Here is a 25,138-nt window from a genome sequence, read left to right as displayed (position 1 = left end):
ATTAACCGTATCAAAAAATTGCGCCGAGATAACAAAACATGAAATCAAACCCGCCTCTGGACCGATTTGACCTTAAAATATTGCGCGAATTGCAGGGCGATGGCAGCCTTTCAAATCAGGATCTTGCAGAGAAGGTCGGACTGACTGCAGCCCCCTGCTCAAGAAGGGTAAAACATCTGGAAGAGTCCGGGGTTATCCGAGATCGGGTGGTTCGGATTGATGAACGGGCGGTTGATCTTAACCTGATCGCCATTTTACATATCAGCATGGACAAACACATACCGGAGCGGTTTGAAGAGTTCGAAAGTGCCATCAACACCTTTCCGGAGGTGATGGAGTGCTATCTGATCACCGGCCATGATGCCGATTACCAGCTTAAGGTCGCGGTGCCCGACATGGACAGGTATCACGATATTCTGCTGGGGAAGATCACCCGCATTCGTGGCGTAACCGGCGTCAAATCCGCCTTTATCATGCGTAAAATAGTCGATAGCACTGCGGTGCCACTGAACTATATCGGGGGCTAAAGTTGCGGTGGCTGATAGGAGCATGATCACTGCATCACGATATTCTGCTGGGGAAGATCACCCGCATTCGTGGCGTAACCGGCGTGAAATCGGCGTTTATTATGCGCAAGATTGTCGATGGCACTGCGGTGCCACTGAACTATATTGGTGGATAACACCGATGAGATAGGTAATCCATACAGGCCTAATTATGCAGCCCTTTAATCCGGTGACCGATATTGCAAACAGTCAGTTGATCCTGGAACTGGGCGAATGGCCCAATTTCCATGATGCTGAAGTACATAACCTCAACATCTGGCGGGGCGACGTCCGCCCTGAAGATGATACCTGGATCGGGCCGGTACTGGAGCTGAAGTTAGAGTTATGCGCCTTGCAGCACCCCTACCTGGTTACTCTCAGGTTCCATGACTGCGAAGGGATCGGCCTGCAGGGTTTTAACCATCAGAATGCGCTGTACGATCTTAGCTTCAAATATGAAGAACGCGGCACTCTGCGAAACGGTGAACCGATGACGCCTTATATCAGGGTTAGCTTTGAACATGCATTTGGCGCTGCTCTCCAATTTCGCTGTTTCAGGATTGAAGTTGTCTCACGCCAGGAAGCCGGCTAACACAAGCAGCCTGAAAACGGACTAGCCTGCTGGTTGTCCGGTTAACCTCCTGATAAGCTCAGCATAGTCCTTACCCAGACTCTGCCAACCCAATTGTTTTACTGATGGTGCACAGGGCAAGCTACCTGCAGCCTTGATCTGCGCCAATCGGGTTAGCATTGCGACCAGGCTTTCAGTCTCACCATCACCACTGCGATAGCGACAATCTGCTGGAAACAGCTCGGTATAAGCAAGCCGGTCAGGTACTACAGGAATACATCCGGCGGCAACGCCCTCGAGTACCGCGATCCCCTGAAAGTCGTGTAGCGCTGTGGATATCACTACATCAGATTGCTGTAGCAGCCTGCGATAGTCTGCGACAGACTCCATGAATCCCCAGCTCCCGGCCCGATCACCCAGTACCGTTTTCAGTTGGGCAAAAGCAGCCGGGACCTGACGGAACTGCTGGCCGACTACATGCAGTTTAAAGTCTATCCCGGCAGTGATCAGTTGCTCAGTTGCTTTCAATAAAAGTTCAGGTCCCTTATCGAACTCCCAGCGATGATTCCAGACCAGCTGCAATGGCCCAGCCTTCAGTTCACCCGATAAAAACAGGTGTTCTGGCAGGGGAACCGGCACCACCGATGATTTATCAGCTATCGACGCTGTTAGCCCGGGCGGCACCTGATCCGGTAGCTTTTTTAATAACTTGCGGCAGCCATCGAGAAAACTCTGACGATTATATTCGGTGTTAAAGCAGAGATGATCAGCTGCCAGCGCGGTATAAATATTTAATATCTTCGGTTCGACACTGCCGTATTCACGACCTGATTCGGGATAGGCGAACTGGTTTTCATGAACATATACCAGGGTCGGAATCTGCCCCAGCGATGGTACAAATCCGCGCAATGCTGACAAATCGGTCATAGAGGTGGCGATCACCAGGTCATAGTCCTGCTGCAGCGTTTCTGCTTCGCCAAAAGCCCAGCTCAGACTATTCCCTCGCACCCTCCAGGAGAAGTAACGAGCGGGCAGGGTCAGCACGGTCCAGTCATGATCAGGAAAGTGCGCGACCAGACCTTTTCGCCAATAGGCATGGCTGGCGGCATCATACGCGGAGAGTAACAGGATTTTCACTTTACGCTCATTAATAAACTTGTTTTAAGGATCGCTAACCGCAGAGCCACAGAACCCCAGGGTCAGGCATTTTTACCAGAATCTTGGCAGAGAGTCGCTGGATTTTCGCTTAACGCGCTTTATAGGCTTGTTGCAAGGAAGCGTAACTGCGGATCCAGGCATTTTCGACCAGATTCTCAGGCAATAACTGCTGCAGCGTTTGCTTTAGCTCATTTTTATCACTTGAATCCGCCGCATAAAGTACGGCATAACGATCCAGAGGGCCATCCTTACGGTGCAGATAATTAATCCGGCCTGCTAATTGATGCTGCTCTACAAAGCGTTTAAGGCTACCTTTGGTACTCAACAGAATCAGCTGGGCGACGTACTTAGCACCCTGTTTTCCAGCCAGCCAATCGGGATCACGGTAAGCTGCATCCAGGCTTTGCTTGCTATTTTCAGGCGTAGGGGAAGTTGTTGTAGTTGCGCCATAGCCTGCCGCCGGAGCGACCTCACTGGCGATAGCCATATAAAGCTTACGACTTTTATCATTTCCAAGCGCAATGCTTTTATCCGCATAGGCCAGCGCCAGTAACAGGTCCCGCTCAACTTTTTCGCCGCTAAAGTAGATCAGCGCCAGGTTATGCAGGGCATAAACATTATCCTGTTGCGCCGATTCCTTATACCAGTGCAGACTTTTGTCAAAGTCTGAATCCGCCAGCAGTATAGCCAGCATCAGCTGAGCATTCGCATCATTATTGCCCGCGGCCTGATCCAACCAGTAGCGGGTCGCTACCGGATCTTTGTCGACCCCCTTGCCCCGCAACAACATCGAGGCGACCTTGAACTGACTATCGCTCCGCCCCAGCCGAGCAGATCGCTCAAACAGCTCAAAAGCCTTGGCAAAATCCCGCTCAACTCCACTGCCTGACTCATACATCATGGCCAGATTACGCATCGCTTTAGGGTTATTAAATTCAATCGCCTGCCGGTAAGCGGTCACCGCCAGCGGTAAATGTCGTGCCGTACCATCGCCATGCTGATACGCCACGGCAAGATTGTAGGCGGCCTCGGGGTGGCCCAGACCGGTGGCCTGCTGCAACCAGTTAAAAGTCTGCTGCAGATCATAACGTTCTGAATCAGGTATCGCATAAAACCGGGCCAGAGAGAATGCAGCTTCCCTGTCGCCCTCTTCTGCAGACTTCTGACAACGGGTCAGTGCCGCTGAGTATTCAGTCTGGTTGAACAGTTCTTTACAAGCAACGCTCTGCTCCGCCACAACCCAGCCACTGGATAACAACAGCACCAGGCTGATCGCAGCTTTACTTCGGGGTATCTTTTTAATCATGGTCAAATCCTTTTGTCCTATAAACTTTACCGGGTATTCCTTTACCCACTTTACACATGCAACTTATGGTTGGCGGTACACGTCCTGCAGTTTAGCCACCGAGCGAATCCAGTGATCTTTCTGTACCGCTGGCGGTAATTCTTGCAGCGCCTGCTTTGCCGCTCTTACCGTGTCATATTCACCATAGACAAGCACATAGAAGATACCGGCGATCCTGCGGGTTCGATAATAATGTACCGGTCCGGACAGATCATGCTTGTGAATATATTTCTGAATGCCATTCTCATGCTGTCCATTATTCAGCTGGATAACATAGCGCTCCGCTGCCTGCTCCATGATCCAGCCATCAGGCAGGCGGGCGACGGTTTCATCCCCCTGCCACTTAGCCGTATTGTTAGCAGCAGACTGTGCAGCAGGCGTGTGTGCAGCAAGGCTCTGTCCGGCAGCCTTCTGTTCCATAACAATGGCCTGAACAATATCGTCACTGGGGCGATGACCAAGCCGGACACTGCTTCGGGCATACGCCAGCGCCAGCTCGGTATCCTGAGGCAGATACTCACCTTGAAAATAGATCAGAGCAAGGTTATGCATGGCGTAAGGATTATCCTGTTCGGCGGACTTCTCGTACCAGCCCAAACTGGCCATAAAATCAATTTCAGCCAGTAACATAGCCAGTTGCAGCTGCGCGTCAGCATCACCGCTCTCGGCAGCCTTTTCCAACCAGTAACGCCCCTGTACCGGATCAGCAACTACCCCTGTTCCCTGCAATAGCATAACCGCAGTTTTAAGCTGGCTGTCACTTAACCCCAGACCCGCCGACTGCAGATATAGCTGAAATGCGCTTGCGGCATCCTGCTTAACACCGTTACCGATTTCATACATCAACGCCAGATTACGCATCGCTTTTGCATTATTTCCTGCGATAGCTCGCTGGTAAGCATCGCGTGCGCGCGTCAGATCCTTATTTACACTTTGCCCATACTGGTATGCAATACCAAGGTTATACGCAGCTTCAGCATGACCAAGGTCAGTGGCCCGCTGCAACCATTCAACTGATTTGCCAAGATCCGGCTTGCCCGCGCTTCCCATCAAATAGAGACGCGCCATGATAAAAGCCGCATCCGGGTCTTTTGCAGCAATAGCTGAGCAGCTGGTAAAAGCGGCGTCATATGACGTCTGAGCAAACTGTTCAATACAGCTATCCTTTGCCCCGGCAGCCAATACACTGCAACTCAGCATAAAAAGCCCACTTCCAACGATACAGCTGATCACGCCTGATTTTTTTGTGGTTAACATCCTTGTCTCCAACTAAGGTGCTTTATAAGTTTTTTGCAGTACATTGTACTGTCGATACCAGATACCGCGCTGAATAGCTGCCGGTAATCTCAGTTGTTCTGCTGCTGCCCGCTTAGCTAACGGCAGGCTGGCAAAATGTTCACCGTACAATACAACGTACACGACCCCGGCATTGGTATGCGCCCGATAATAATTTGCCCGGCCTTCAAGATTATGTTTTTTCAGATAAGACAACACCGACTCTTCCCGGCTCAGTTGCACCAGCTGCAATATAAACATCTGTTTTGGCTGAGCCATTAACCAGTTCCGGTCTTTCAACATAGACTGTTGATTTATCGGATTTTCTGCCGAATCTCTCTGCTCAGCTTCAGTATTTTTAGCAATGACACCTGGGACGACAACATCCTGAACAGACTCAGCCTGGGATTCAGCATCCAGTGCGATATCGTTCTTAGATGCAGGATTTGCCCACGTAGCAGTTAGCTCTGAAACAGGTGCAGGAATATTTTGCTCAGGGCTGCTTGTTACCAGCTCAGGACTGTTCTCTGCCAGCTCAAGGCTGCTCTCTGCCAGATCAGGGCTGTTTTCGGCAGAAGTTTCAGCCACAGGGTTTTGCTCTGTAGTTGGCTGTCTTGCAGCTTCTTCTGTGACACTGTTGTTGCGCGTGAACGGTTTTCCGGAAGCCGCTATGCGTGCTTTGATCGTATCAAGTAACGGCTGGCTACTGAGTCGTCCCAGTCGGATACTGGCTGCAGCATGGTGCTGCGCTTGCTGCAAATTAACAGGCTGTCTCAATTTGCCGTAGGTATATATATCCGCGAGCTGATAATGAGCATAAGAGTTATCTTGCTGCGCAGCCTGCTTATACCAATAAATCCCTTTATCATGATCCGACACGCTCAATAAAATCGCCAAAGTTACCTGAGCATTTGCACTGCCGCCACTGGCCGCCTTATCAAGCCAGTACAGCGCCTGACTATAGTCTGATTGAGTGCCGATCCCTTTCAGCGACTGCAGTCCTGTTTTCAGCTGACTGGGAATATGGCCCAGCTCTGCTCCCTTCTTAAACCAGTTAAAAGCGATCACATAGCTCTGCTCGACCACGTCACCCCGTTCATAGAGCACCGCCAGGTTATAACAGGCCGGACCATAGTTCTGATCTGCTGATCGATTAAGCCAGGTCATAGCCTGTTTCAGATCGGGGGCTGCAGTTCCGAGGCCCTGGGTATACAGATTTGAAAGGATAAAGCTCGCTTCACCATTACCGGAATCGGCTATAGGAAAACAAGTTGCATATGTGCTCTGGGTATCTGATCCGGCATACAATTTCCGGCACTGCTCAATGCTCTCACTCGCCATAGCAGTCGGCAGGATGACAACCGCCTGAAGGAAAACGAGCAGGGTGTGAACCCGGAAAAATCGGACCATCTGTAAAACCTTCTCCAAGCAAGCTAAGTGATTAAAATAGTTAAAGGGAACAGTTTCCAGTTCCCCAATACCGCTAAAAAGACCATAACCTACCTGATTTCTCAAGAATTCACGTCATTAAAGCGACTAAAACCAATGAATAGATATCGATCAGTTTAAGTCTTCGGCTTGCGATAGTTTTCCTGCAAGGTGCTAATATTTCTGATCCAGTGATTCTTGCGTACCGCTGTCGGCAACTCAAGCAACGCTTCCCTTGCTTCTTTTACACTACCGTACTCCCCATAAATCAGAACATAAAACAGCCCGGCATCCCTCTGCGTACGGTAATAGCGTGCCCCGACCGGAACGTTTTTATTTCTGATAAAACGCTGAATTCCCACTTCTTCATCGCCATTAGCCAGCTGAATCACATAACGACTTTCAGGCTGATCCAAAATCCAGCCATCGGGGAGTATCCCAGACAACGATTCGGCAGCTTTAGAAGTTTTGACAGTTAACGGCTGAGCAATGACAGGACCGGTAATTGACGGGCCAGCTGCAGGGGCGGGTAATGCTAATATTGACGGAGAAGCAGGTCCTGAAGCAATGGCGGCAGCCCTGATTTCTGTGGATACGCTGTTGGTCTGACTAATCTGTTGCGAGTTGATCAAAGCAGCAACCTTTGCTTTTTCCGCACGTAAATCAGCAACTTTCTGTTGTCCCAGCTGCAGTTGAATCTGTTGTAACAGTGGTTTGGCCTGCTGATTACCCTGAGCAACCGCCTGCTGCGCCAGTAGCAAAGCTTTTTGCAGATCAATAGCAACACCCTGACCGGTAAAATAGATCAACGCCAGGTTCTGCATCGCCAGCAAGTTGCCCTGATCTGCTGATTTTCGATACCAGATTGCGCTATCTTGCGGATCAACATCCGCCAGCATAACTCCCAGGGCCAGCTGCGCATTATGATTACCGCTTTGGGCAGATTTGCGAATCCAGTGCTGTGCTTTAGCCTTGTCTGCGCTGACGCCTCGACCTTCCAGCCAAATAGTGCCAAGCCGTAGCTGAGCTTCAGCATCGCCCGCAAAAGCAGCTTTCTTGTACCAGGAATGAGCGCGCTGAAGGTCCTTCATCGTAGCCTGCCCGGATTCGTACATCGCACCAAGGTTGCGCTGCGCGCCGGAATGACCGCCCTGGGCGGCCTGCATATACCAGCGGAATGCCTGTTGCGAATCTTGTCGTACGCCCTGACCTAAGCGATAAGCCAGAGCCAGTCGATATGCAGCCTGGGGATGACCTTTTTCTGCGGCAACCTGATCCCAGAATAGCCCTCGCTGATCATCGACGTCACCTTCCAGCCCCTGATAATAGATGGTCGCCAGCAAAAAAGCGGCTTTAGCGTCACCAAGCTCTGCATCGGCACGACACGACTCGACCGCCTGACTATAAAGGGAATCATCAAATTGAGAATAACAGAGCGCAGTGTCTGCGGCCTGAAGTGTACTTGCAAAAATTGCAGTCGTAGCGACTGCTGTACTGAAAACTGCTCCGATACGGGCGGGTATTGCCCACGTCCTTTTATCCTTCATATTTCCTGCCGAAACCTTGGGTTAAACATCAGGTTCAGCGAGCTGATTAAATCCTTTGCCTGTATGGCAGTCTAACCAGTCCCCCCTCCGGTATTAAAGGTACCTGTTTAACTGGGCACCCGTCCATATAATACAGTGAAAAGTGATTGTATAGACAGTAGAGCTATCCACTAGACCACTAGAGTTATCGCTGAAATACAAACCTTTACATCAGCTTATTTTTTTAGCGACGACTTTCACAGTAGCGATGCCCGGATTAATACGCTAAATGGGTATAAAAAAGCCGGAACTGATCACAGTTCCGGCTTAATAGGTGTCGCTATGGTTTTGCGCCAGCTATCGGAGCGAAAGACCTTTGCTTCGATTTATCAGCTATGCACCAGTTCGCCAGCGGACTCAGCTTTCAGATTCTTCCGGCTATAAGCAAAGATAACGACAAACACTGCTAATCCGGCAAAACTGATCAGCAACTCATTATGCGGCCACAACATCAACATCCCGGCGATGCCAGAAAGCAGCCTGAGTACCAGGTTCAGCTTGCTCTCCAGATAGCCTTCCATAAAGCCCACCAGCCCATAGATACCAAACAGTGAGAAGAAGAATACTGAAAGGACTTCCGTGGTGGTACCGCCAATAAAGTTGGTATACGCGAATAGGACCGGCACGATATACAAGCCTTTTGCGACCTTCCAGGCCATAAACCCCGTAGCCATCGGCGGCGTTTTGGCAATAGCGGCCGCGGCAAATGCCGTCAGGCAAACTGGCGGTGTGACATTACTGTCCTGAGACAACCAGAAGATAATCATATGCGCAGACAACAGCGTCATGGCTAAGACTTCAGAACTAATCGCCATTTCTAGCAACTGGTGTTTAAAGTCGCCAGGTACCAATGCCAGCAATTGTTGCGCATCAACTTCAGTCATAGGTGCAGCTAACAGAGCAGCTTTTTCTGCATCAACCAACAGGAAGATAGTTTGCGCCGCCTCAGGCAAGGTACCGGCAACCATCATACCTACCAACTGTATTTCAGCGATAAGGCTATACAGCGCTGGGGCAGACAGAGTTGCCAGGACAATATACGAAGCGGTTACAGGCAAACCCATACCCAGAATCAACGACGCCAGCGCGATCAGCAGCAAGGTTATAAGCAGACTGCCGCCGGCCCAGTCCGTCACCATCAGAGAGAAGGTATTACCAATACCGGTCATCGCCACCACATTCACGACCAGTCCGACTGCGACCAGTAGCATTGCCGTGGTTGCCATATTCTTTGACCCCTGTGCCAGAGAATCGAAGATATCACGCAGCCCCATCGGGTGTTTCGACAACCATGAGGCAACGACGACTGAGATTATCGATAAACCGGCAGCATAGGTCGGTGTAAAGCCATAAATCAGCAACGCTACTAACACCACTATTGGCAACAGATAATGCCAGCCATCTTTAAATACTTCACCGATTGAACGGGAATCCAGTTCCACCGTATGCGCATGACTACGCATCGCTTCGACACGGACGAAGAAACCAACAGACAAGAAATACAGCAACGCAGGTAGCGCAGCAATAGCGATAATATCGACGTAAGGTATCTGGGTATAAGAGGCCATGATAAAGGCACCTGCTCCCATCACCGGAGGCATCAGCTGACCACCGGTAGAGGCTGCCGCTTCCACACCCGCGGCGAATTTAGCCGGGAACCCCGCCTTGCGCATCAATGGAATAGTAATGACACCGGTAGACACGGTATTGGCGACGGATGAACCCGATACCGACCCCATCAAACCCGAGCCAAGCACCGCGACAAAGCCAGGGCCACCAACAAAACGACCGGCCGCGCAACGGGACAGCTCAATAATAAAATCACCCGCACCGGATTTCACCAGGAAGGCACCGAACAGGATAAACATGAAGACAAAGGTCCAGGAGATACGGGCGATCGAGCCGAACATTCCCTCAGGCGAAAAATAACTACGGAACAGTACCGTCTCAAGACTCAGCCCCGGAAAACCAAACACGCCATCGAGGTACTGGCCCCACCAGAAGACATAGGTCAAAGCAGTTATGATCATCACCGGAATGAACCAGCCAGTAGTGCGACGTGCCATCTCCAGTGCAATAAAGATCGCACAGAGTGCAAACACCCAGTCCAATTGAACAAATTTAACGCCACGCTCATACAACGCGTCCTCAAATCCGATCAGATACAGGGCGCAAAATACTGCTGCAATGCCGATCAAAACATCCAGTAGCAAGGTTAACTGCCTGCCTGCGGCCGTTTGACAGCGGCACATAGGCACCATCAGTGAGCAGATCAGCGCGAAACCACCAAAGTGAATCGCCGATACCCATAGTTCAGGCAGCGTACCCAGAGTATTAAAGTAGATATGCACCAGGGCAAAGGCGACGCCAAGCCAGTAGATAAAGCGCCCGGCTAATGATTTTTCCGGGCGCTGAGACAGCTCCAGGCTTTTTAATTTTTCTGCCGTATCCTGATCGGCATTAACCGAAGTAGTACTCATAACAGCATCCCAGTAATAACAGTGGTGGCGAATTAAAGATCGAGGTCAATAGATGAGGAGCCCGCAGGCTCCTCGGGGGGAGGAGCCGGGTATTATTTAGCCGCGATCAGGTGCGCAGGAATATTCAGGCCAGCTTCTTTGTAGAAGCGAGCTGCTCCAGGATGCAACGGTACCGGCAGACCGGCAATCGCCTTTTCCAGAGCCATCGCTTTAGTCGCTTTATGGATACCGTTCAGGAAGGACAGGTTTTCATAGATAGTTTTGGTCAGCAGATAAACATCTTCTTCTGACAGATCATCACGCACCGCCAGGAAGTTTGGCTGCGCCATTGTATTGATCTCTTTTGTCTGACCTGGGTAAGTATTCGCCGGAATAGTATAGCGGGTCCACAGCTGATACTTACCGTTCGCCTTTGCTATCTGTTCATCGGTAAAATCCAGCACCGTCATATCACTGCCCAGTGCAGCATAGGCACGGGTCACTGCAGAAGTTGGCACTCCGGAAGGGATGTTCATTCCATTAATAGTACCGTTTTGCAGGGCATCAGCACTCGGGCCGTATCCCATATAAGCCAGATCAAAGCCATCAGCATCAATACCTAAACCGCCCAGTACCTGGCGACCAGAACCTTCCGTACCGGAGTTTTTCTTACCGATGGAGAACTTATCACCCGCCATCCCTTTCAGGTCAGCAACAGTACCGGTTTTGACATACTCAGATTTCACCGCAAACTGCTCTACATTTTGCCACAACATAGATACTGAACGCAGATGCTTCTGCGCACCGGAAGCCTTCAGAGCTCCCTCCCCGTTCCAAGCCCAGGCACCATAAAGCCCTTGTAGAATCGCAAACTGGGCTTCATTCTCACCCAACATTTTGACGTTCTCACCTGACCCGGCAGAGTTTATCGCTGACAGTGACATCTTATATTTTGGCTCCAGCTTCACTTTAGTCAGCGTAGCCAGTGCAACACCAACCGGATAATAAGTGCCACCCGTGGATGCCGTTGCCAGGATATAGGAGCGTTTTTCATCAGCCTGCGCCAACCCGGCAGTACCAATAGCACTGCTTAGCGCCACAGCAATACCAAGACTCTTGATTGTAAGACTTTTAAAAACGGAACCTTTTGTGAGAGTACGCTTACTGCTAGTCATATTGTTACCTTCTCTGATGCTTTTTGTTTTTACTTTTTTTTTAACTACATCCTATAAAGCAAAGGTAATACCAACATTGAACAAAACACTTAACTCATTGAATATTAATACAAAATTTAAAAATAAATAGAAGCCAGCCATCACTCATAAGCAAGAATCAGCCGATTCCCGACTAAAACAATAAGCAAAAAACTGCTCATTCCTGTGTCTTTTCAGATCTTAACGCTCACCGCAGGTTAAAAAACAACCAACCAACCCAATACATACCCTGGATTTTAACGGTATGGATCGATGAAAACAGGACAATAAAAGCTATCAGCAATTTTTTGCTCATCTCAGTCTGCCTCCATTCGCCCTTCTCTTAAGTGTCCTCTCCATCCATAAAATCAGTCCGGTTAATATCATACTTGACCATCTTCTGATTCAAGGTACGGCGTGGCAGATCCAGCATATCCATCACCGCCTTCATACTCCCGCGATGCTTGCGTAACGCTTGGCAGATCACTTTGTACTCGAAATTGGCAACCTGTGCCGACAGAGATAAGCTGGTATCGGATTGCAGATCGGATGACAGATCCGGGTTATAGGTATTAGCCTGGGGAAACAGAATATCGGCAACCGGCAAGCTACCGTCCAACGCATAACGCACTGCGATATTTTTAAGTTCCCTGACATTACCGGGCCACTGGAATTGTTGCAGGTTACGAATATCCTGATCGGTAATACGCCGCAAGGACTTCTCGTGCTGAGCGGCCGCCTGGCGGGCATAGTGTTCAAACAGTAATGGAATATCCTCTTGTCTTTCCCGTAACGGCGGCAGATAAAGGCTGGAAACATTTAGCCGGTAATAAAGATCCTGGCGGAAATTATCTTCTACTGCCAGATCTACTTTTGAGGCCGCGACAATTCTCAGATCAACAGGAACCTGACGGTTTGATCCAAGAGGTTCGATAACACCTTCCTGCAGGCTACGTAAAATTTTCACCTGCAGTTGCGCCGGCATACTTTCAATTTCATCCAACAGCAGCGTACCGCCATCGGCGTATTCAAATTTACCGATTCTTTTTTTGATCGCACCGGTAAATGCGCCAGCCTCATGCCCGAACAACTCGCTTTCAATCAGCGATTCAGGGATAGCGCCACAGTTAATCGGCACAAAATTGCACTCGGCCCGGGCACTAAATTCATGTAAGCACTGCGCAACCAGTTCCTTACCGGTTCCGGTCTCACCATAAATAATGACATTCGTATTGAGGGCCGCACATTTCAGCAAGTCACGACGCAGCTTCTGTATTGAAGGCGAGATACCGATGATCTTACTGTCGATGCCGGTCCGGGATGCCAGATTCTGTTGCAGACGATAGTTTTCCAGCGTCAGCTGACGTTTTTCACAGGCCCGGCTGATAGTCTCGACCAGCCGTTCCGGGTTAAAGGGTTTTTCGATAAAGTCGTAGGCGCCATCTCGCATCGCACCGATCGCCATATCCACATCGCCATGCCCGGTAATCAGGATTACCGGCAACTCAGCAATCTGTTGCCGGGCCCGGCTCATCAGCTCCAGACCATCCATACCCGGCATCTTTACATCACTGACCAGTACCCCGGCAAACTGTTCATCCAGATAGCTAAGTGCGGCTTCGGCCCGATCGCAGACAATGACCTCGAAGTTCGCCATCTTCAGCCACTGTTCGGTTGACTGGCGAATCATCGGATCATCGTCCACCAGCAGCACAGTTCCTCTCATCAGGTTATCTCTCCAGATTCAGTGTATAACGGCAATATAACAGTAAAGCAGGTCTCTCCCGGACGGCTGACGACACTGATATCGCCATTCAGATCCTGCAAAATTGATCGCACTATCGATAAACCCAGGCCCAACCCCTCACCTATATTCTTAGTGGTAAAGAAAGGCTCAAACAGGTGCTGCTGATCTTCCTTGGTAATACCGGCACCATTGTCCTTTAGCGTTATCTTCAACTGCTCCCCACTAACCTCTGCAGCGATGTACAAATGCGGTTTTTCATCCCCCGCCAACGCATCACAGGCGTTGCTGATCAGGTTAACAAAAATCTGTTCCAGCCTTGCCGAGTCAGCCCTGACCGCAGCTCCCTGCTGCGGCCGGTCAAACTGCAGCTGAATATCGTATTCCTGTAACCGGCCACGGAATAACGCAATAACCTGCTCCAGTGATTGCAGAGGATCTACCGGCGCCAGATGGGCTGGTTTCTTATAAGCAAAGGTCTTCAACTGCTGGGTGATCACCGCCATTCGATCTGTGAGATCATTGATCAGCTGCAGGTTGCTGTCCAGCTGTGCGGTATCCTGCCGGATAATTAACTGCCGACAGATCGATATATAGGTTCGCAGTGCAGTCAACGGCTGGTTTAATTCATGCACCACCGCCGTAGACATACGGCCCAACGCCGCCATCTTCTCCGCCTGCACCAGCTCATCCTGAGCCTCTTTCAGCGCCAGAGTCCGCTGCTGCACTTTATTCTCCAGCTGATCATTGGCCAGCTGCAAGGCTTTTTCCAGGCGTTTGCGCGGAGTGATATCGATCACCGTTACCAGGTAGACAGGTTCAGGCATACGGCTCATCTGCTTTATCGAGAAAAGCATCGGAAATTCAGTTTTATCTGAGCGTGCGCCAACAGTTTCCAGTGCTGTAACAGGGGCAAAACCTTTACTGCCCAAGCGCCCCATTACCTTCTTCAATATCCCGTCATAAACTTCGGCTGCGATCAGCGCAGAGATATTAATTCCCAGCACCCTTGGCATCGATACGCCAAACTGTTGCATCGCCATCGGATTGATAAACAGAATATCGCCATTACAATCCAGAGTGATCATACCGACATGGGCGGTGTTGATAATATTACGCTGCTGCGCCTCGTTACGTTCCAACGCCAGACGGGTCTCCTCTCTGGACTGGTTCTTCAACTGACGCTCCCTGAGAAACAGAAACAACAGTGATAAAGCGATACAGGCTGCCAGCGTCGAGATCCTGGCGTTGCGCCCGATCCGATTCACTTCAGAAAGATCGTTAATCACCGTAACCTGCCACCCCAGATCATCAAGCGACACGCTCTGCATCATCACTGTAATGCCGTCATCCAGCTGATTCAAGCTGATCACCGAGCCATCATTCAACTCCTGCTGTGCAGTACCAATAACCACCTGATCGAAGGATTGCAACGCCCAACGGGGTTCACTGGCCAGTAACACGGTATTATCCTGGCTGAAAATATATTGACCACTTTGCGCCAGAGCCGGTTGCAACAGATCCAGATTGATACGCACTGTCGCTACGCCAGACAGACGATTTCGATTATAGATCGGCGCGGATAAGTAGAATGAACCGACTGAATCCCGGTCGGGCAGCGCGACAAACAGCCCCTGCAGCCCCTGACGCGCCTGTTCAAAATAAGGGGCTCCGATGTGTGATTCCAGATAGAAGTCCTGCTGGTCGCGCCAGTGACTGAATGCCTTAGCCTGCCCGGCCGCATCGAGTACAAACAGCGCAGTGGTTCCGGCAACAAGGTTAGTTTGCTCCAGATAAAGACTGACTGCCGCGATCTTATCCGGCCTCGGATCAAGTAACAGAGAAGCGACATCACGATTTTGCGAAATAAGGAATGGCAGATACTTATATTCAGCCAGCTCAGACCGCACCTGGCTGATAATGTCGAGCAGACGATCCTCGCCCTGTTCTTTCAGCTGGCTCAGGGACCAGTCACGGGCATACTTCCCCACCTGCAGGGTTAACAGCAGTGAGATCACAGTGATCAAAACGATAACAGGAAATATTCGCTGGGACTTCACGATTCAGCTCCGCTGTAGTTTTGTAGCAGGTCTGTTGCAGCTCTGTAGATCAGACTACCAGATTCTTTTTGCCGCGCTACCATCCCTGACCGCCTGATACCAGGCCGGCGCATCAACCAGTTCCAGTGCATCATTCAACAACGGATATTCCAGCCCCTTGTTGCGACAAAAACTCACCAGATCAGGAAAGCCCCACTCAAACAGAGTATCAGTATATTCCTGCGAATTGAGCCGCGACTGCTCATACATTCCCGCTTTTAAGCGTTGGTTCTGAGCCTCCACCAGAATAATACCGGCGGCGGTAGATACGTTCAGCGAACCCACCATACCCATCATCGGAATCAGAATATGCTCATCCGCCAGATCAGCGGCAGCATCACTCACGCCATCCTTTTCCGCCCCCATCAGGATCGCACAAGGGGTGGTATAGTCGACATCCCGGTAATCAATAGCGCGCTCTGAGAAGTGCGCGGCATACACTTTCATACCCTCTGACTTAACCCTGGCAACGGCATCGCCACAACAGGCATGATTCAGGGTCTTTACCCAGCGATCGCTGCCTCTTGTAGTGCCGTTAAACTGGTAGCCCTCCTTAGGCGTCACCGTATGAATACGGGGAATACCCACCGCATCACAGGTTCGTACCAGCGCAGCAATATTGCGGGGTTTATGGACCTGATCGGTAATCAGGGCCAGATCTGGCTGGCGTTGGTTCAGGGTCTGGATAAGTTTAGCTGTGCGTTCCGGCGTCATTTCTCTGCTCTATACTGAAATTGTGTCGCAATCTTAACGGAAAAATTCATACGCCTCACTCACTCACCAAAAAACTGTGACATAATCAGCCCTCAAAATCATCACTGTGTAACCGGAAAGATCATGTCCACATCACCGAACATCATCGCATACCAGGGCCTCGAAGGCGCCTATTCACACCTGTCCTGCCGTCAGGTTTACCCTGAAATGGAGGCATTTGCCTGTGAATCTTTTGTCGATGCGATGTTTATGGTCGAACGTGGTGAAGCCAGACTGGCGATGATTCCGCTGGAAAATTCAACCGCAGGCCGGGTTGAAGAGATCTACCGCCTGATGCCGAAAACCCAGCTACATATCATCGGGGAGCATTTCGAGCCGGTAAATCATTGCCTGCTGGGCCTCAAAGGCAGCAGCATCGAACAATTGAAAACCATCTCATCCCACCCCCAGGCGCTGGCCCAGTGTGATACTCACATTAAAGAGTTGGGGCTGGAACAGATTGCCGGATTAGACACCGCCGGATCAGCCTATGAACTATCACAGGCACCCGATCCAACACACGCGGCTATCGCTTCCAGTCTGGCGGCAGAGCTATATGATCTGGAGATTCTGCAAGACAACTTCCAGGACGTAAACGGCAACACTACCCGCTTCCTGATCCTGTCCAAAGAAGGTGGCATTCCGCCTTTAATTGAAGATGAGCTGTACATCACCTCCCTGATGTTCACCGTGCGCAACATTCCGGCAGCGCTATACAAGGCACTGGGGGGTTTTGCCACCAACGGCATCAACATGGTGAAGCTGGAAAGTTATATGGGCAGCGGCGTACCAAAGGGCAGTAGCTTCCACCTTGATGTCGAGGGCCATCCAGACGACCGCATGATGCAATACGCTCTGCAGGAGCTGGGGTTCTTCGCTAAAGAGATGCGCAACCTGGGCACTTACAAAGCCCACCCGTTCCGGGCCCAGAACAGACCACTGCCTGAATAGACTCGTTACGCGAGCCAGAGCGCCACTTACCAGCAGGACCTGGAAAAACTTCTGCAATTTACCCAGTTTGTTTTTTTCAGGTCCAAATGCCCGCCAGTACTTTACGACCTTTTAGTATCCGAAACGCCCCGGCTAAAGCCTTTGATCAGCATTTTAATCAGATAATCATTGCCCGCGGCCAGAGAGGTACTTTTCATTATAAACACGGCATAACGACGGGATATTTTTACCTGCTGCCCCTGGTAATACTCAGGGGAGCGTTGAATCTTTGCCAGTGTCGCAACCGCCATTCCGACAGCCCAGAGACAAAACACTCGAATACCTTTATGTTCTGGCGGGATCAGTAAGGTGTAGGTCAAAGCTTCATTAAGCCTTGCCATCGCCTCGCTAATAAGTCGGTCTATGCAGGTCTTAAACTCCTGTGCTTTATAGTCAGGTGCCAGCTGCTGCAGATCGTAACCTCCGCTACTGAAGATATCCCGGGGCAACCAGCAGCAATCCCGCTGTTGATCGACCCAGACATCTTTAATGATATTGGTTAACTGCAACCCTTCACCAAAAGCAACACTGTATTTTTCAAGCAACGGACGATGCTCTTCAATGTCCGGCGAAAAGTCACAGAATAACTCCGTCAGTAATTCACCAACAACGCCTGCTACGCAATAACAGTAACGTTGCAGGTCCGCCATAGTGTCCAATCCGGCCCCGCTATTATCACAGAAATCCAGCATGCCTTGCGTCATAGTATCGACGCAGGACTGAATGCACCGTTGCTGACTGACTGGCAGGCTTTTATACACCGCATCGATCAATGCCAGCTTCTCTATCAGTTCCCGCTCAGCAGCGGGTGTCGAATCAGAAAGCACCGGAGTAATCTCAGTAGCCACTTCCCCGGAACAGGCCCGGCCATGAAGCACATCATTAATCCGAATGAAAAATGCTTTCTTAGAATCCAGGCTGATACCGGGATCATCTTCAACCGTATCGACAACACGACACCATAAGTAGGCATTCGCTATGGGGGTCTCAAGTTCACCGGGTAACTGTGGAATAGTGAGCGCAAACGATCTTGATACATAATTCAAAATTGATTTCTGAAATACTAATGCATCACTTATTGTATTGTTCTGACAGAATTTAGGCTTAGGCATTTCCCATCCCGAGGAACTCTTTAGAAATTATGTTGCTGATTCAGTTGTTTTAACCAGAACAAAAAACGCCCTTCATATTAGTTTTCCTTCCCTCTGGTTACAATGACATGAAAAAAATAATGTGAAGGGAATCACATGCGCATGCCGACACCGGAGAGTGTTTACCGAGTAATAGTTCACTACTTAGGAAATTTCAACAGCACTTCATCTCACCCGAAACTGGCTTAACGAGCAGCAACAAGAAGATGGATTCTGGGTTAGGGAACTCGAGTAATGCCACCATGGAAGCGGAATGGCTTCTTTAGTCTGTACCTTTTGAAGTAACAGACTGAAACAGGCGCCTGGGAAGAACTCTATTTCACCGGAACAGTGATTCCCAGGCTACCGTATTGGCTAACGTCAGCCAAACTGAGCGCACCAGAGCTGCCACCAGCAAGGTAACCCGCTGAGCCGGGGCATCAAGTTAAGGTACGATATGTATCGGTACTGCTTTCCGATGCTTGCGTTAGCTCAGATTATTTTTTAGCTAAGCATAAGTGAGCCAGCCCGTCGCCAACGGCGCGGGCAAGCTATGGACTATGCCAGAAGCTTTTCCCGCCCATGCGGCTGATCAAAGTCCAGCTCCGGCCCCAGCGGTACTATTCCGGTCGGGTTGATCATGGAATGACTTTCATAATAGTGGCTTTTTATATGCTGCATATCGACCGTTTCTGCTACGCCGGGTATCTGATATAACTCACGGATATAACCGGATATATTCGGGTATTCTCTGAGCTGTTTCAGATTACATTTGAAGTGTCCGTGATAGACCGCATCAAACCGGATCAAAGTGGTAAACAGGCGCCAGTCAGCTTCTGTCGGCTGCCGGCCGGTGAGATATCGATTCTCCGACAGAATGCCTTCTAAACGGTTAAGGCTGGCGAACAGGTCTTTGACATTATGCTCGTAAGCTTCCTGGGTAGTGGCAAATCCGGCCCGGTATACACCATTATTGATGGTGTCGTAGATCCAGCTGTTCAGCTCATCTATCTGTTCCTGAAGCTCCAGGGGGTAATAATCGGCCTGGTTTCCGGTAAGACCGTTAAACGCACTGTTGAACATCCGGATAATCTCGGATGATTCATTACTGACAATGGTCTGTTGTTGCTTATCCCAAAGCACCGGTACCGTGACCCGGCCACTGTAGTCCGGTTGCGCCCGGGTATAGATCTGGTGCATAAACTCAGAGCCGTACAGATGGTCACCGCTGGAGCCTGTTTGCTGATCATCCTCGGGACCGTTTTTCTGATCAAATGACCAACCCTGATCGAGCATCAATGAGCTGACCACCGATACCGAAATCAACGCCTCAAGCCCAAGCAGTTTACGAAATATCAGGGTGCGATGGGCCCACGGACAGGCCAGTGATACATACAGATGGTAGCGTCCGGCTTCAGCTTTAAAACCCGCTTCACCGCTCGGCCCCGCCTCTCCATCAGGCGTAATCCAATTCCTGAAGCCGGCGTGTTCACGAACGAATTCACCATTATCATTCTTTGTGTCATACCACTGGTCATGCCACTGGCCGTTGATCAATAAACCCATACTGGAATCCTCAGCAATTGTTTGTATCAAGCTCTATAAAGTTAAAAGGCTGTAAGCTCAATAGCTTCAACTGCGGCCCATTCTGGCATCGACACTAAAAGCTCCCGCCCCGCTTGCCATCAACAGCATGAAGCCACCGGCGATAGCGATATTTTTCCAGAACAGGATGAACTGCATCTGATCTGCGAAGTTTAAGTGAAACAGCAGCGCAGCAGCGAGTGAGAATACAGCCAGACCAAAGGCTGCAAGACGGGTCAGGAAACCAGCTACAATAGCGATACCGCCGAGCACTTCCAACGCTATAACAGCTGGAAGAAGGATACTGGGCACGCCCATACTTTCCATATAGCCGGCAGTACCTTCGTAACCGCCAATTTTGTTGAGACCCGCCATAATAAAGATGGACGCCAGTCCAATTCGCGCAAGCAGAGAAAGAGTCGCTGAATAGTTCATAGTGTTAAAACCTCAATGTTGTGTTGTTACTCAATGCCTCCATATTAGTTTCTATTTTTTAGATAAAAAATTACTAATAATCGCTCATAACATTCGTATAATTAGAACTATCTTCTTTTGCATAACGATGCAGCAGCTCCGCCAAGTGACGCACACCCGGACCACAACGGTCGTGTTGCGCATAGTAAAGCTGCAGCATCATACTTCTGACACCACCATTCTCCAGCGGCAGTGGCACCAGCTCCCCCTTTTGCAGCAGGTCCTGAATCCGGGTCACCGGCAACCAGGCAAATCCTACCCCGCGCCGTATCATGTCGACTGACGTTGCGATATTACTGACCGTCCAGCGCTCTTCCGCCTCCAGCCAGCCGGAATCAATATTCTGGTCCCGGGCGGAATCCCGGGTCACCAGCTGGCGGTAGTTAATCAGGTCATCAATGTTCACCTTGTCAGCTGACTGTATTAAAGGATGCGCGGGACTCGCCACCGCGACAAAGTCGATGCCGAACAGAGGCTCGGCTAGGAAATGTGACACGCCGGAACCGGCAATCGCCAGATCAACCTGTCCCTGAATCAACGCCTCTGCTGCACCGGATAAAACCGTTTCATGCAGCTGAATCCGGGTGTTGGGATAATCCTGGGCAAACTGCACCAGCACTTCGGTGATGTAATCAGCAGGAAAGGTCTGATCGATCGCCAGCGCAATCTCCGGCTCATTCCCCTGCTGTAAGCTGGCCGCCAGGGCATCGATACCACTTGCACTCTCCAGCAGGCGCTCTGCTCGGCGTAACAGCAGATCTCCGGCATCGGTGAGGAAAGCCTTACGACCTCGCACTTCGAGCAGTTTTACCCCGAGTAATCCCTCCATCTTATGAATCGCATGGTTAATGCTGGACTGGCTTTTATGTACCGCGTCCGCAGCATGGGCAAAACCGCCATGGTCAACCACCGCCTTGAGCATACGCCATTGTTCTAATGTTACTTTCATAACAGCTCCAAGGTTACTTTCATAAAGATCACCGCTATTTAAAGACTGACACGACCGGGCAAGTCGACATTCATTCTATTTTTTAGAAAAGAATAGCCGATATATACCGATTTTTATTTCGATTAAAAAGAATAATATGGATATCAAAGTGACTTATATAGCGGCCTGTATGCCGTAGAGGAGAGTATTCATGCCCATCAAGGTTATCCCAAGCCATCCATCTTCTGACGGCGCCGGCGTTAAAATACAACGTACCCACGGCTTTCAGAACAACGCTCTGGACCCATTTCTGATGCTGGACGAAATCCGCTCTGACAACCCCGATGATTATGGTGCAGGCTTTCCATCCCACCCACACCGAGGCATAGAAACCCTGACCTATATGCGTAACGGCGGCTTTGTTCACCAGGACCATATGGGCAACCGGGGTGAAATCAGTAGCGGCGAATCACAGTGGATGTCCGCCGGGCGCGGCGTCATTCACTCAGAGATGCCGCTGCAGAAAGATGGCTTTATGCATGGTTTTCAACTCTGGATCAATCTACCCGCTGCAGACAAAATGAAAGCGGCAGATTATCGGGATCTGAAACAATCTGAACTGCCATGGCAACCACTGGGAAACGACAACGATAACATTGAAATTAAAGTGATGGCGGGTCATTTTGATATTTCCGGCACACGTTATCAGGGCCCACTGCAGTCCTTACCTGGCAACGCTGCTGTTGCTGACTTACGCCTGTCTGCTGGCACCGAGCTGATGATCGACGACCTGAATAGTAAGACACTTCTGATCTACGTATATGAGGGAGAAATCACTGTGGATGGTAAAGCGGTTTCTGTGCAAAGCATGGTCAAAGTAACCGATCAGCAAGAGCTTAGTCTGAGCAGCCCGTCCGCTGGCGTACTGCTACTCAGCGGTATTCCTCTGGGTGAACCTGTCGCCCATTACGGTCCGTTCGTTATGAATACGCAACAAGAGATCGAACAGGCCATCAGCGATTACCAGCAAGGTATTCTGACAGACTAAGCCAAAACAAACTATTCAGATACCATCTATGAGCAGCTTGGTGCCGACTATTAATAGCATTATGAGGATAATACGGTAGAACAGTTGATCATTCAGTCGCTTCTGAATGATCAGGCCGAGCCGTATTCCGATCCAGGCAACCGGGGCCAGCACCAGGCCAAGGGTAAGGTTTTCCGTATTGATCTGTCCCAGCGCTGAATAGGCGAACAGTTTGACGAAGTTAACCGCCGCCAGAAACACCACCGCGGTACCGAGGAACTGCTCGCGCGGCAGCTTCAGCGGTAACAGATAAAAATTCATCGGCGGACCACCGGCGTGGGCGAGAAAACTGGTAAACCCAGCAACAGTGCCGGCAACCTGACCAACTCTGGGTGAAGTAAAACGCCCCAGCTGGGCACCCTTCAATAATCCCCACAACGCAAATGAGATCGACAAAAACCCAAGCAGTACCCGCAGAATGTCATCATTCAGGTAATCGAACAGCAGATAGCCTATAAAAATACCCAGCACGGCACCGGGCAACATATGCTGCAACAGGTCAGTACGCTTATAGCGCCACCAGGCCCTGACGCTGAAGATGTCCATCAGAATCAGCAAGGGCAGCATTATCGCCGCAGCCTGGATCGGCCCGATATAGATCGACATCAATGGCACAGTAATCACTCCGACACCGCCGGCAAAGCCTGATTTTGAAATACCCATTAGCAGCACGCCGAAGGCAGCAAGAAGCCAGAATGCAAGGTCAAAACTTTGTATTAGTTCCACATAATGTTCCGTTTGATGCCAAAGCCGGGCAACAATAATACCTTCTTAATTTCCTGTTTTGTTTAGGAAGGTGCCAATAAGTCCAATATATTCTCTGAAAGCCAGAGGCGTAAGGGACTTGTTCGCAACTTCCTTTACTCTTTGTCCGGTAACAGGTACAAAATAAGTCTGCTTCTCAGATAACACGGCTCTGTCATGATAAAGATAAGACGTAACGCTGATCGTGGATATGCCCACTTTGGCTGGCTTGAATCCCGCCACACATTTTCTTTCGGTAGTTACTTTGACCCGCAACAGATGGGCATATCCGAACTGAGGGTCGCCAATGATGACCTGTTATCTCCGGGTGCAAGTCTCGATCCGATCAAACAGCAGGATATGGAGATCATCAGTTATATTCTGGATGGCCAGACCCTGCACAAGGATTCACTGGGCAATCAGACACTGCTTCCCGCCCGCAGTATCCAGCTACTCAGTACAGGCAGCGGAGCTGAATACAGTGAGCAAAACCCCTCAGCGGATAAAAACCTGAATCTGCTCCAGTTCTGGATAGTGCCGGACCAGATCGCTACGGAGCCAGGCTATCAATCAACCCGTATCAAGTTGAAAGATGGCGCAACCCTGCTTATCTCACCCGATGGGCGGGATAACTCCTTACAGATCAGACAACAACTCTTTCTCTATCAATTGAAACTGAACAATACCTCGCGAGGCTTACCGGCAAGCGACAATGGCTTTTTACATGTCTTAAAAGGTGAAGTTGAACTGAATGGTAGCTATCTGCAACCAGGCGATGGCGCAATAATCGAGGACGAGCAATTCCTCTCCTTACGCAGTTTAGGCCGGGCAGAAATACTGTATTTCGCTCTGCCATAAACTGACCACTGGAGACCTGAATTTACGCCTCGCCAGAGCTGTTTCTGAATCCTGTGCAGGTTTGTCAGGAACGACATGCCTCGGCAAATAACCAGACAAATACCTACGACCCACATAGCTTTACAAAAATTATATTGCATTGCAGCAAAAACTAGCTATATTGATATAGCACTTTGCTTTTTGAGCCACTGATTTGGCTATTATTTATGACCCGGAAACAGCCGGGTCTTTTTTATCCACAAATTCCGCACTGCAACAAACAATCAATAACTTGTATCTTTTATTTGACATAAATATCAGATTCGGCCTATTTTTTCCGCTAATTGTTGCACATTCTGAACGATCAGGTCAGGTTCAATCCCCCAGGGATCGAATACTGCACTGTCACTTCGCTGTATCCATGCCGCGTTCAAGCCGGCACTCTTGGCTCCCATCACATCCCAGGCATTACTGGATATCAACCAGGTATTCTCACTGCTGCAGCCCGTGCGCTGAACCAGATGCTCATATACAACCGGATTGGGTTTATAGGTCTTGATTTCATCGACACTGACTACGTCACTGAGATGTTCCAACACCTGAGCATTTTCCAGCAATTCACGGACCTTTACTGCCGGACCGTTAGAGAAAGCGACGCACTGATAGCCCTGAGCGTTAAGCGACTCGATACCGGGAATAACGTCTGCATAAGCATCAAGCTGCTGATACTGTGCCATGAGGAATTGAATCTGTTCCTCACTAAGCCGTAACTGCAACACCGACAAGGCATAATCAAGCGCCTGCAGAGTACAAACACTGAAAGGCTCATAACGCTGCATCAGACCACGTCGAAACGCATACTCCAGCTGTTTTTCACGCCACAGGCGCGACAGGTCATCGGCTTTTTCACCCACCATCCCCTGCAGATGCAGTCCCATCTCCAATGGGTCAACCAGGGTGCCATACACATCAAAGGCAATAGTAGAACCGGGCATCGCAGACTCCTTTTTATATTTTCTATTTGATATTTCTTTGCACTGCTTTCTTAGGACTATGGAGCTTTAATAGCGGGGAGGCAATACAGTTTAAGTCGCTAGACAGGCCCAAAACGAAGAAAGCCCCGCGCTGGCGGGGCTACATGTGGCATGCGAAGTATCTTCTTCTTTTGGTGGCCCCAAGTTATTGAGGCTAATAAATCTCTGACTTGC

The 25,138-nt window shown here is 50.0% G+C and carries 21 protein-coding genes; 5 read left to right on the top strand and 16 right to left on the bottom strand.

Annotated features, from left to right (window positions below; genetic code table 11):
• The first annotated feature begins 38 nt into the window (after positions 1–38).
• On the top strand, positions 39–527 hold the full coding sequence (locus ACQUQM_RS00865) for an Lrp/AsnC family transcriptional regulator (RefSeq protein ID WP_432472600.1): 489 nt from the start codon (positions 39–41) through the stop codon (positions 525–527).
• A gap of 190 nt (positions 528–717) precedes the next feature.
• Complete coding sequence (locus tag ACQUQM_RS00860; protein WP_432472598.1) at positions 718–1,137, top strand: hypothetical protein; 420 nt, start codon at positions 718–720, stop codon at positions 1,135–1,137.
• A gap of 21 nt (positions 1,138–1,158) precedes the next feature.
• Here the strand turns inward: ACQUQM_RS00860 and ACQUQM_RS00855 are convergent, their stop codons facing one another.
• The 10 genes from ACQUQM_RS00855 to trmH all read right to left on the bottom strand — a co-directional run bounded on the left by ACQUQM_RS00855 (position 1,159) and on the right by trmH (position 16,117).
• Entirely contained in the window at positions 1,159–2,253 is a 1,095-nt protein-coding gene (locus tag ACQUQM_RS00855; RefSeq protein ID WP_432472596.1) for a tRNA-queuosine alpha-mannosyltransferase domain-containing protein, read from the bottom strand.
• 109 nt (positions 2,254–2,362) lie between these two features.
• The gene (locus ACQUQM_RS00850) at positions 2,363–3,580 is read right to left on the bottom strand and encodes a hypothetical protein (protein ID WP_432472594.1); all 1,218 of its coding nucleotides are present in this window, start codon (positions 3,578–3,580) and stop codon (positions 2,363–2,365) included.
• Between the two features lie 63 nt (positions 3,581–3,643).
• Entirely contained in the window at positions 3,644–4,876 is a 1,233-nt protein-coding gene (locus ACQUQM_RS00845) for an SPOR domain-containing protein (RefSeq protein WP_432472593.1), read from the bottom strand.
• Between the two features lie 12 nt (positions 4,877–4,888).
• A complete protein-coding gene (locus ACQUQM_RS00840; protein WP_432472591.1) occupies positions 4,889–6,304 on the bottom strand; it encodes an SPOR domain-containing protein in 1,416 nt (471 codons plus the stop codon).
• 155 nt (positions 6,305–6,459) lie between these two features.
• The gene (locus ACQUQM_RS00835; protein WP_432472590.1) at positions 6,460–7,869 is read right to left on the bottom strand and encodes a hypothetical protein; all 1,410 of its coding nucleotides are present in this window, start codon (positions 7,867–7,869) and stop codon (positions 6,460–6,462) included.
• Positions 7,870–8,237: 368 nt separating this feature from the next.
• Entirely contained in the window at positions 8,238–10,388 is a 2,151-nt protein-coding gene (locus tag ACQUQM_RS00830; protein ID WP_432472588.1) for a TRAP transporter permease, read from the bottom strand.
• Positions 10,389–10,480: 92 nt separating this feature from the next.
• Positions 10,481–11,542 (bottom strand): TAXI family TRAP transporter solute-binding subunit, encoded by a 1,062-nt coding sequence (locus tag ACQUQM_RS00825; RefSeq protein WP_432472586.1) that lies wholly within the window; start codon positions 11,540–11,542, stop codon positions 10,481–10,483.
• Between the two features lie 361 nt (positions 11,543–11,903).
• Positions 11,904–13,286 (bottom strand): sigma-54-dependent transcriptional regulator, encoded by a 1,383-nt coding sequence (locus ACQUQM_RS00820; protein WP_432472585.1) that lies wholly within the window; start codon positions 13,284–13,286, stop codon positions 11,904–11,906.
• Complete coding sequence (locus ACQUQM_RS00815) at positions 13,286–15,364, bottom strand: sensor histidine kinase (RefSeq protein WP_432472584.1); 2,079 nt, start codon at positions 15,362–15,364, stop codon at positions 13,286–13,288. Before ACQUQM_RS00815 ends, ACQUQM_RS00820 begins: the two co-directional genes overlap by 1 nt.
• Before the next feature lie 54 nt (positions 15,365–15,418).
• Positions 15,419–16,117 (bottom strand): tRNA (guanosine(18)-2'-O)-methyltransferase TrmH, encoded by a 699-nt coding sequence (gene trmH / locus ACQUQM_RS00810; RefSeq protein ID WP_432472582.1) that lies wholly within the window; start codon positions 16,115–16,117, stop codon positions 15,419–15,421.
• A 123-nt stretch (positions 16,118–16,240) separates the two neighbouring features.
• Here trmH and ACQUQM_RS00805 point away from each other — a divergent pair, with 123 nt between their 5' ends.
• Positions 16,241–17,107 (top strand): prephenate dehydratase, encoded by an 867-nt coding sequence (locus ACQUQM_RS00805; protein ID WP_432472581.1) that lies wholly within the window; start codon positions 16,241–16,243, stop codon positions 17,105–17,107.
• A 101-nt stretch (positions 17,108–17,208) separates the two neighbouring features.
• Here the strand turns inward: ACQUQM_RS00805 and ACQUQM_RS00800 are convergent, their stop codons facing one another.
• The 4 genes from ACQUQM_RS00800 to ACQUQM_RS00785 form a co-directional block, all read right to left on the bottom strand.
• Entirely contained in the window at positions 17,209–18,192 is a 984-nt protein-coding gene (locus tag ACQUQM_RS00800; protein ID WP_432472580.1) for a phytoene/squalene synthase family protein, read from the bottom strand.
• 642 nt (positions 18,193–18,834) lie between these two features.
• Positions 18,835–19,842: a glutathione S-transferase family protein gene (locus ACQUQM_RS00795; protein ID WP_432472578.1), complete on the bottom strand. Its 1,008-nt coding sequence runs from the start codon at positions 19,840–19,842 to the stop codon at positions 18,835–18,837.
• 66 nt (positions 19,843–19,908) lie between these two features.
• The gene (locus ACQUQM_RS00790) at positions 19,909–20,295 is read right to left on the bottom strand and encodes a DoxX family protein (protein ID WP_432472577.1); all 387 of its coding nucleotides are present in this window, start codon (positions 20,293–20,295) and stop codon (positions 19,909–19,911) included.
• Positions 20,296–20,368: 73 nt separating this feature from the next.
• Positions 20,369–21,283 (bottom strand): LysR family transcriptional regulator, encoded by a 915-nt coding sequence (locus ACQUQM_RS00785; RefSeq protein WP_432472576.1) that lies wholly within the window; start codon positions 21,281–21,283, stop codon positions 20,369–20,371.
• Positions 21,284–21,473: 190 nt separating this feature from the next.
• Here ACQUQM_RS00785 and ACQUQM_RS00780 point away from each other — a divergent pair, with 190 nt between their 5' ends.
• The gene (locus tag ACQUQM_RS00780) at positions 21,474–22,310 is read left to right on the top strand and encodes a pirin family protein (protein WP_432472574.1); all 837 of its coding nucleotides are present in this window, start codon (positions 21,474–21,476) and stop codon (positions 22,308–22,310) included.
• Between the two features lie 15 nt (positions 22,311–22,325).
• Here ACQUQM_RS00780 and ACQUQM_RS00775 read toward each other — a convergent pair whose 3' ends face one another.
• Entirely contained in the window at positions 22,326–23,075 is a 750-nt protein-coding gene (locus ACQUQM_RS00775; RefSeq protein WP_432472573.1) for a sulfite exporter TauE/SafE family protein, read from the bottom strand.
• A 195-nt stretch (positions 23,076–23,270) separates the two neighbouring features.
• Here ACQUQM_RS00775 and ACQUQM_RS00770 point away from each other — a divergent pair, with 195 nt between their 5' ends.
• Positions 23,271–23,951 carry a pirin family protein gene (locus ACQUQM_RS00770; RefSeq protein WP_432472572.1) on the top strand — a complete coding sequence of 227 codons (681 nt, stop codon included), beginning with the start codon at positions 23,271–23,273 and terminating at the stop codon, positions 23,949–23,951.
• Between the two features lie 296 nt (positions 23,952–24,247).
• Here the strand turns inward: ACQUQM_RS00770 and ACQUQM_RS00765 are convergent, their stop codons facing one another.
• The gene (locus ACQUQM_RS00765; protein WP_432472571.1) at positions 24,248–24,925 is read right to left on the bottom strand and encodes a haloacid dehalogenase type II; all 678 of its coding nucleotides are present in this window, start codon (positions 24,923–24,925) and stop codon (positions 24,248–24,250) included.
• Positions 24,926–25,138: the final 213 nt, after the last annotated feature.

Origin of the sequence: Amphritea sp. HPY (genome assembly GCF_050870985.1) — a bacterium.
GTDB lineage: Bacteria > Pseudomonadota > Gammaproteobacteria > Pseudomonadales > Balneatricaceae > Amphritea.
This window is presented reverse-complemented; position numbering and strand designations above follow the sequence as displayed.

What these genes read in the sequence shown, in the direction of transcription:
- ACQUQM_RS00865 (WP_432472600.1), top strand. Translation starts at nt 39, where the DNA reads ATGAAATCAAACCCGCCTCTGGACCGATTTGACCTTAAAATATTGCGC.
- ACQUQM_RS00860 (WP_432472598.1), top strand. Translation starts at nt 718, where the DNA reads ATGCAGCCCTTTAATCCGGTGACCGATATTGCAAACAGTCAGTTGATC.
- ACQUQM_RS00850 (WP_432472594.1), bottom strand. Translation starts at nt 3,580, where the DNA reads ATGATTAAAAAGATACCCCGAAGTAAAGCTGCGATCAGCCTGGTGCTG.
- ACQUQM_RS00845 (WP_432472593.1), bottom strand. Translation starts at nt 4,876, where the DNA reads ATGTTAACCACAAAAAAATCAGGCGTGATCAGCTGTATCGTTGGAAGT.
- ACQUQM_RS00840 (WP_432472591.1), bottom strand. Translation starts at nt 6,304, where the DNA reads ATGGTCCGATTTTTCCGGGTTCACACCCTGCTCGTTTTCCTTCAGGCG.
- ACQUQM_RS00835 (WP_432472590.1), bottom strand. Translation starts at nt 7,869, where the DNA reads ATGAAGGATAAAAGGACGTGGGCAATACCCGCCCGTATCGGAGCAGTT.
- ACQUQM_RS00830 (WP_432472588.1), bottom strand. Translation starts at nt 10,388, where the DNA reads ATGAGTACTACTTCGGTTAATGCCGATCAGGATACGGCAGAAAAATTA.
- ACQUQM_RS00825 (WP_432472586.1), bottom strand. Translation starts at nt 11,542, where the DNA reads ATGACTAGCAGTAAGCGTACTCTCACAAAAGGTTCCGTTTTTAAAAGT.
- ACQUQM_RS00820 (WP_432472585.1), bottom strand. Translation starts at nt 13,286, where the DNA reads ATGAGAGGAACTGTGCTGCTGGTGGACGATGATCCGATGATTCGCCAG.
- trmH (WP_432472582.1), bottom strand. Translation starts at nt 16,117, where the DNA reads ATGACGCCGGAACGCACAGCTAAACTTATCCAGACCCTGAACCAACGC.
- ACQUQM_RS00805 (WP_432472581.1), top strand. Translation starts at nt 16,241, where the DNA reads ATGTCCACATCACCGAACATCATCGCATACCAGGGCCTCGAAGGCGCC.
- ACQUQM_RS00795 (WP_432472578.1), bottom strand. Translation starts at nt 19,842, where the DNA reads ATGGGTTTATTGATCAACGGCCAGTGGCATGACCAGTGGTATGACACA.
- ACQUQM_RS00790 (WP_432472577.1), bottom strand. Translation starts at nt 20,295, where the DNA reads ATGAACTATTCAGCGACTCTTTCTCTGCTTGCGCGAATTGGACTGGCG.
- ACQUQM_RS00785 (WP_432472576.1), bottom strand. Translation starts at nt 21,283, where the DNA reads ATGAAAGTAACATTAGAACAATGGCGTATGCTCAAGGCGGTGGTTGAC.
- ACQUQM_RS00780 (WP_432472574.1), top strand. Translation starts at nt 21,474, where the DNA reads ATGCCCATCAAGGTTATCCCAAGCCATCCATCTTCTGACGGCGCCGGC.
- ACQUQM_RS00770 (WP_432472572.1), top strand. Translation starts at nt 23,271, where the DNA reads ATGATAAAGATAAGACGTAACGCTGATCGTGGATATGCCCACTTTGGC.
- ACQUQM_RS00765 (WP_432472571.1), bottom strand. Translation starts at nt 24,925, where the DNA reads ATGCCCGGTTCTACTATTGCCTTTGATGTGTATGGCACCCTGGTTGAC.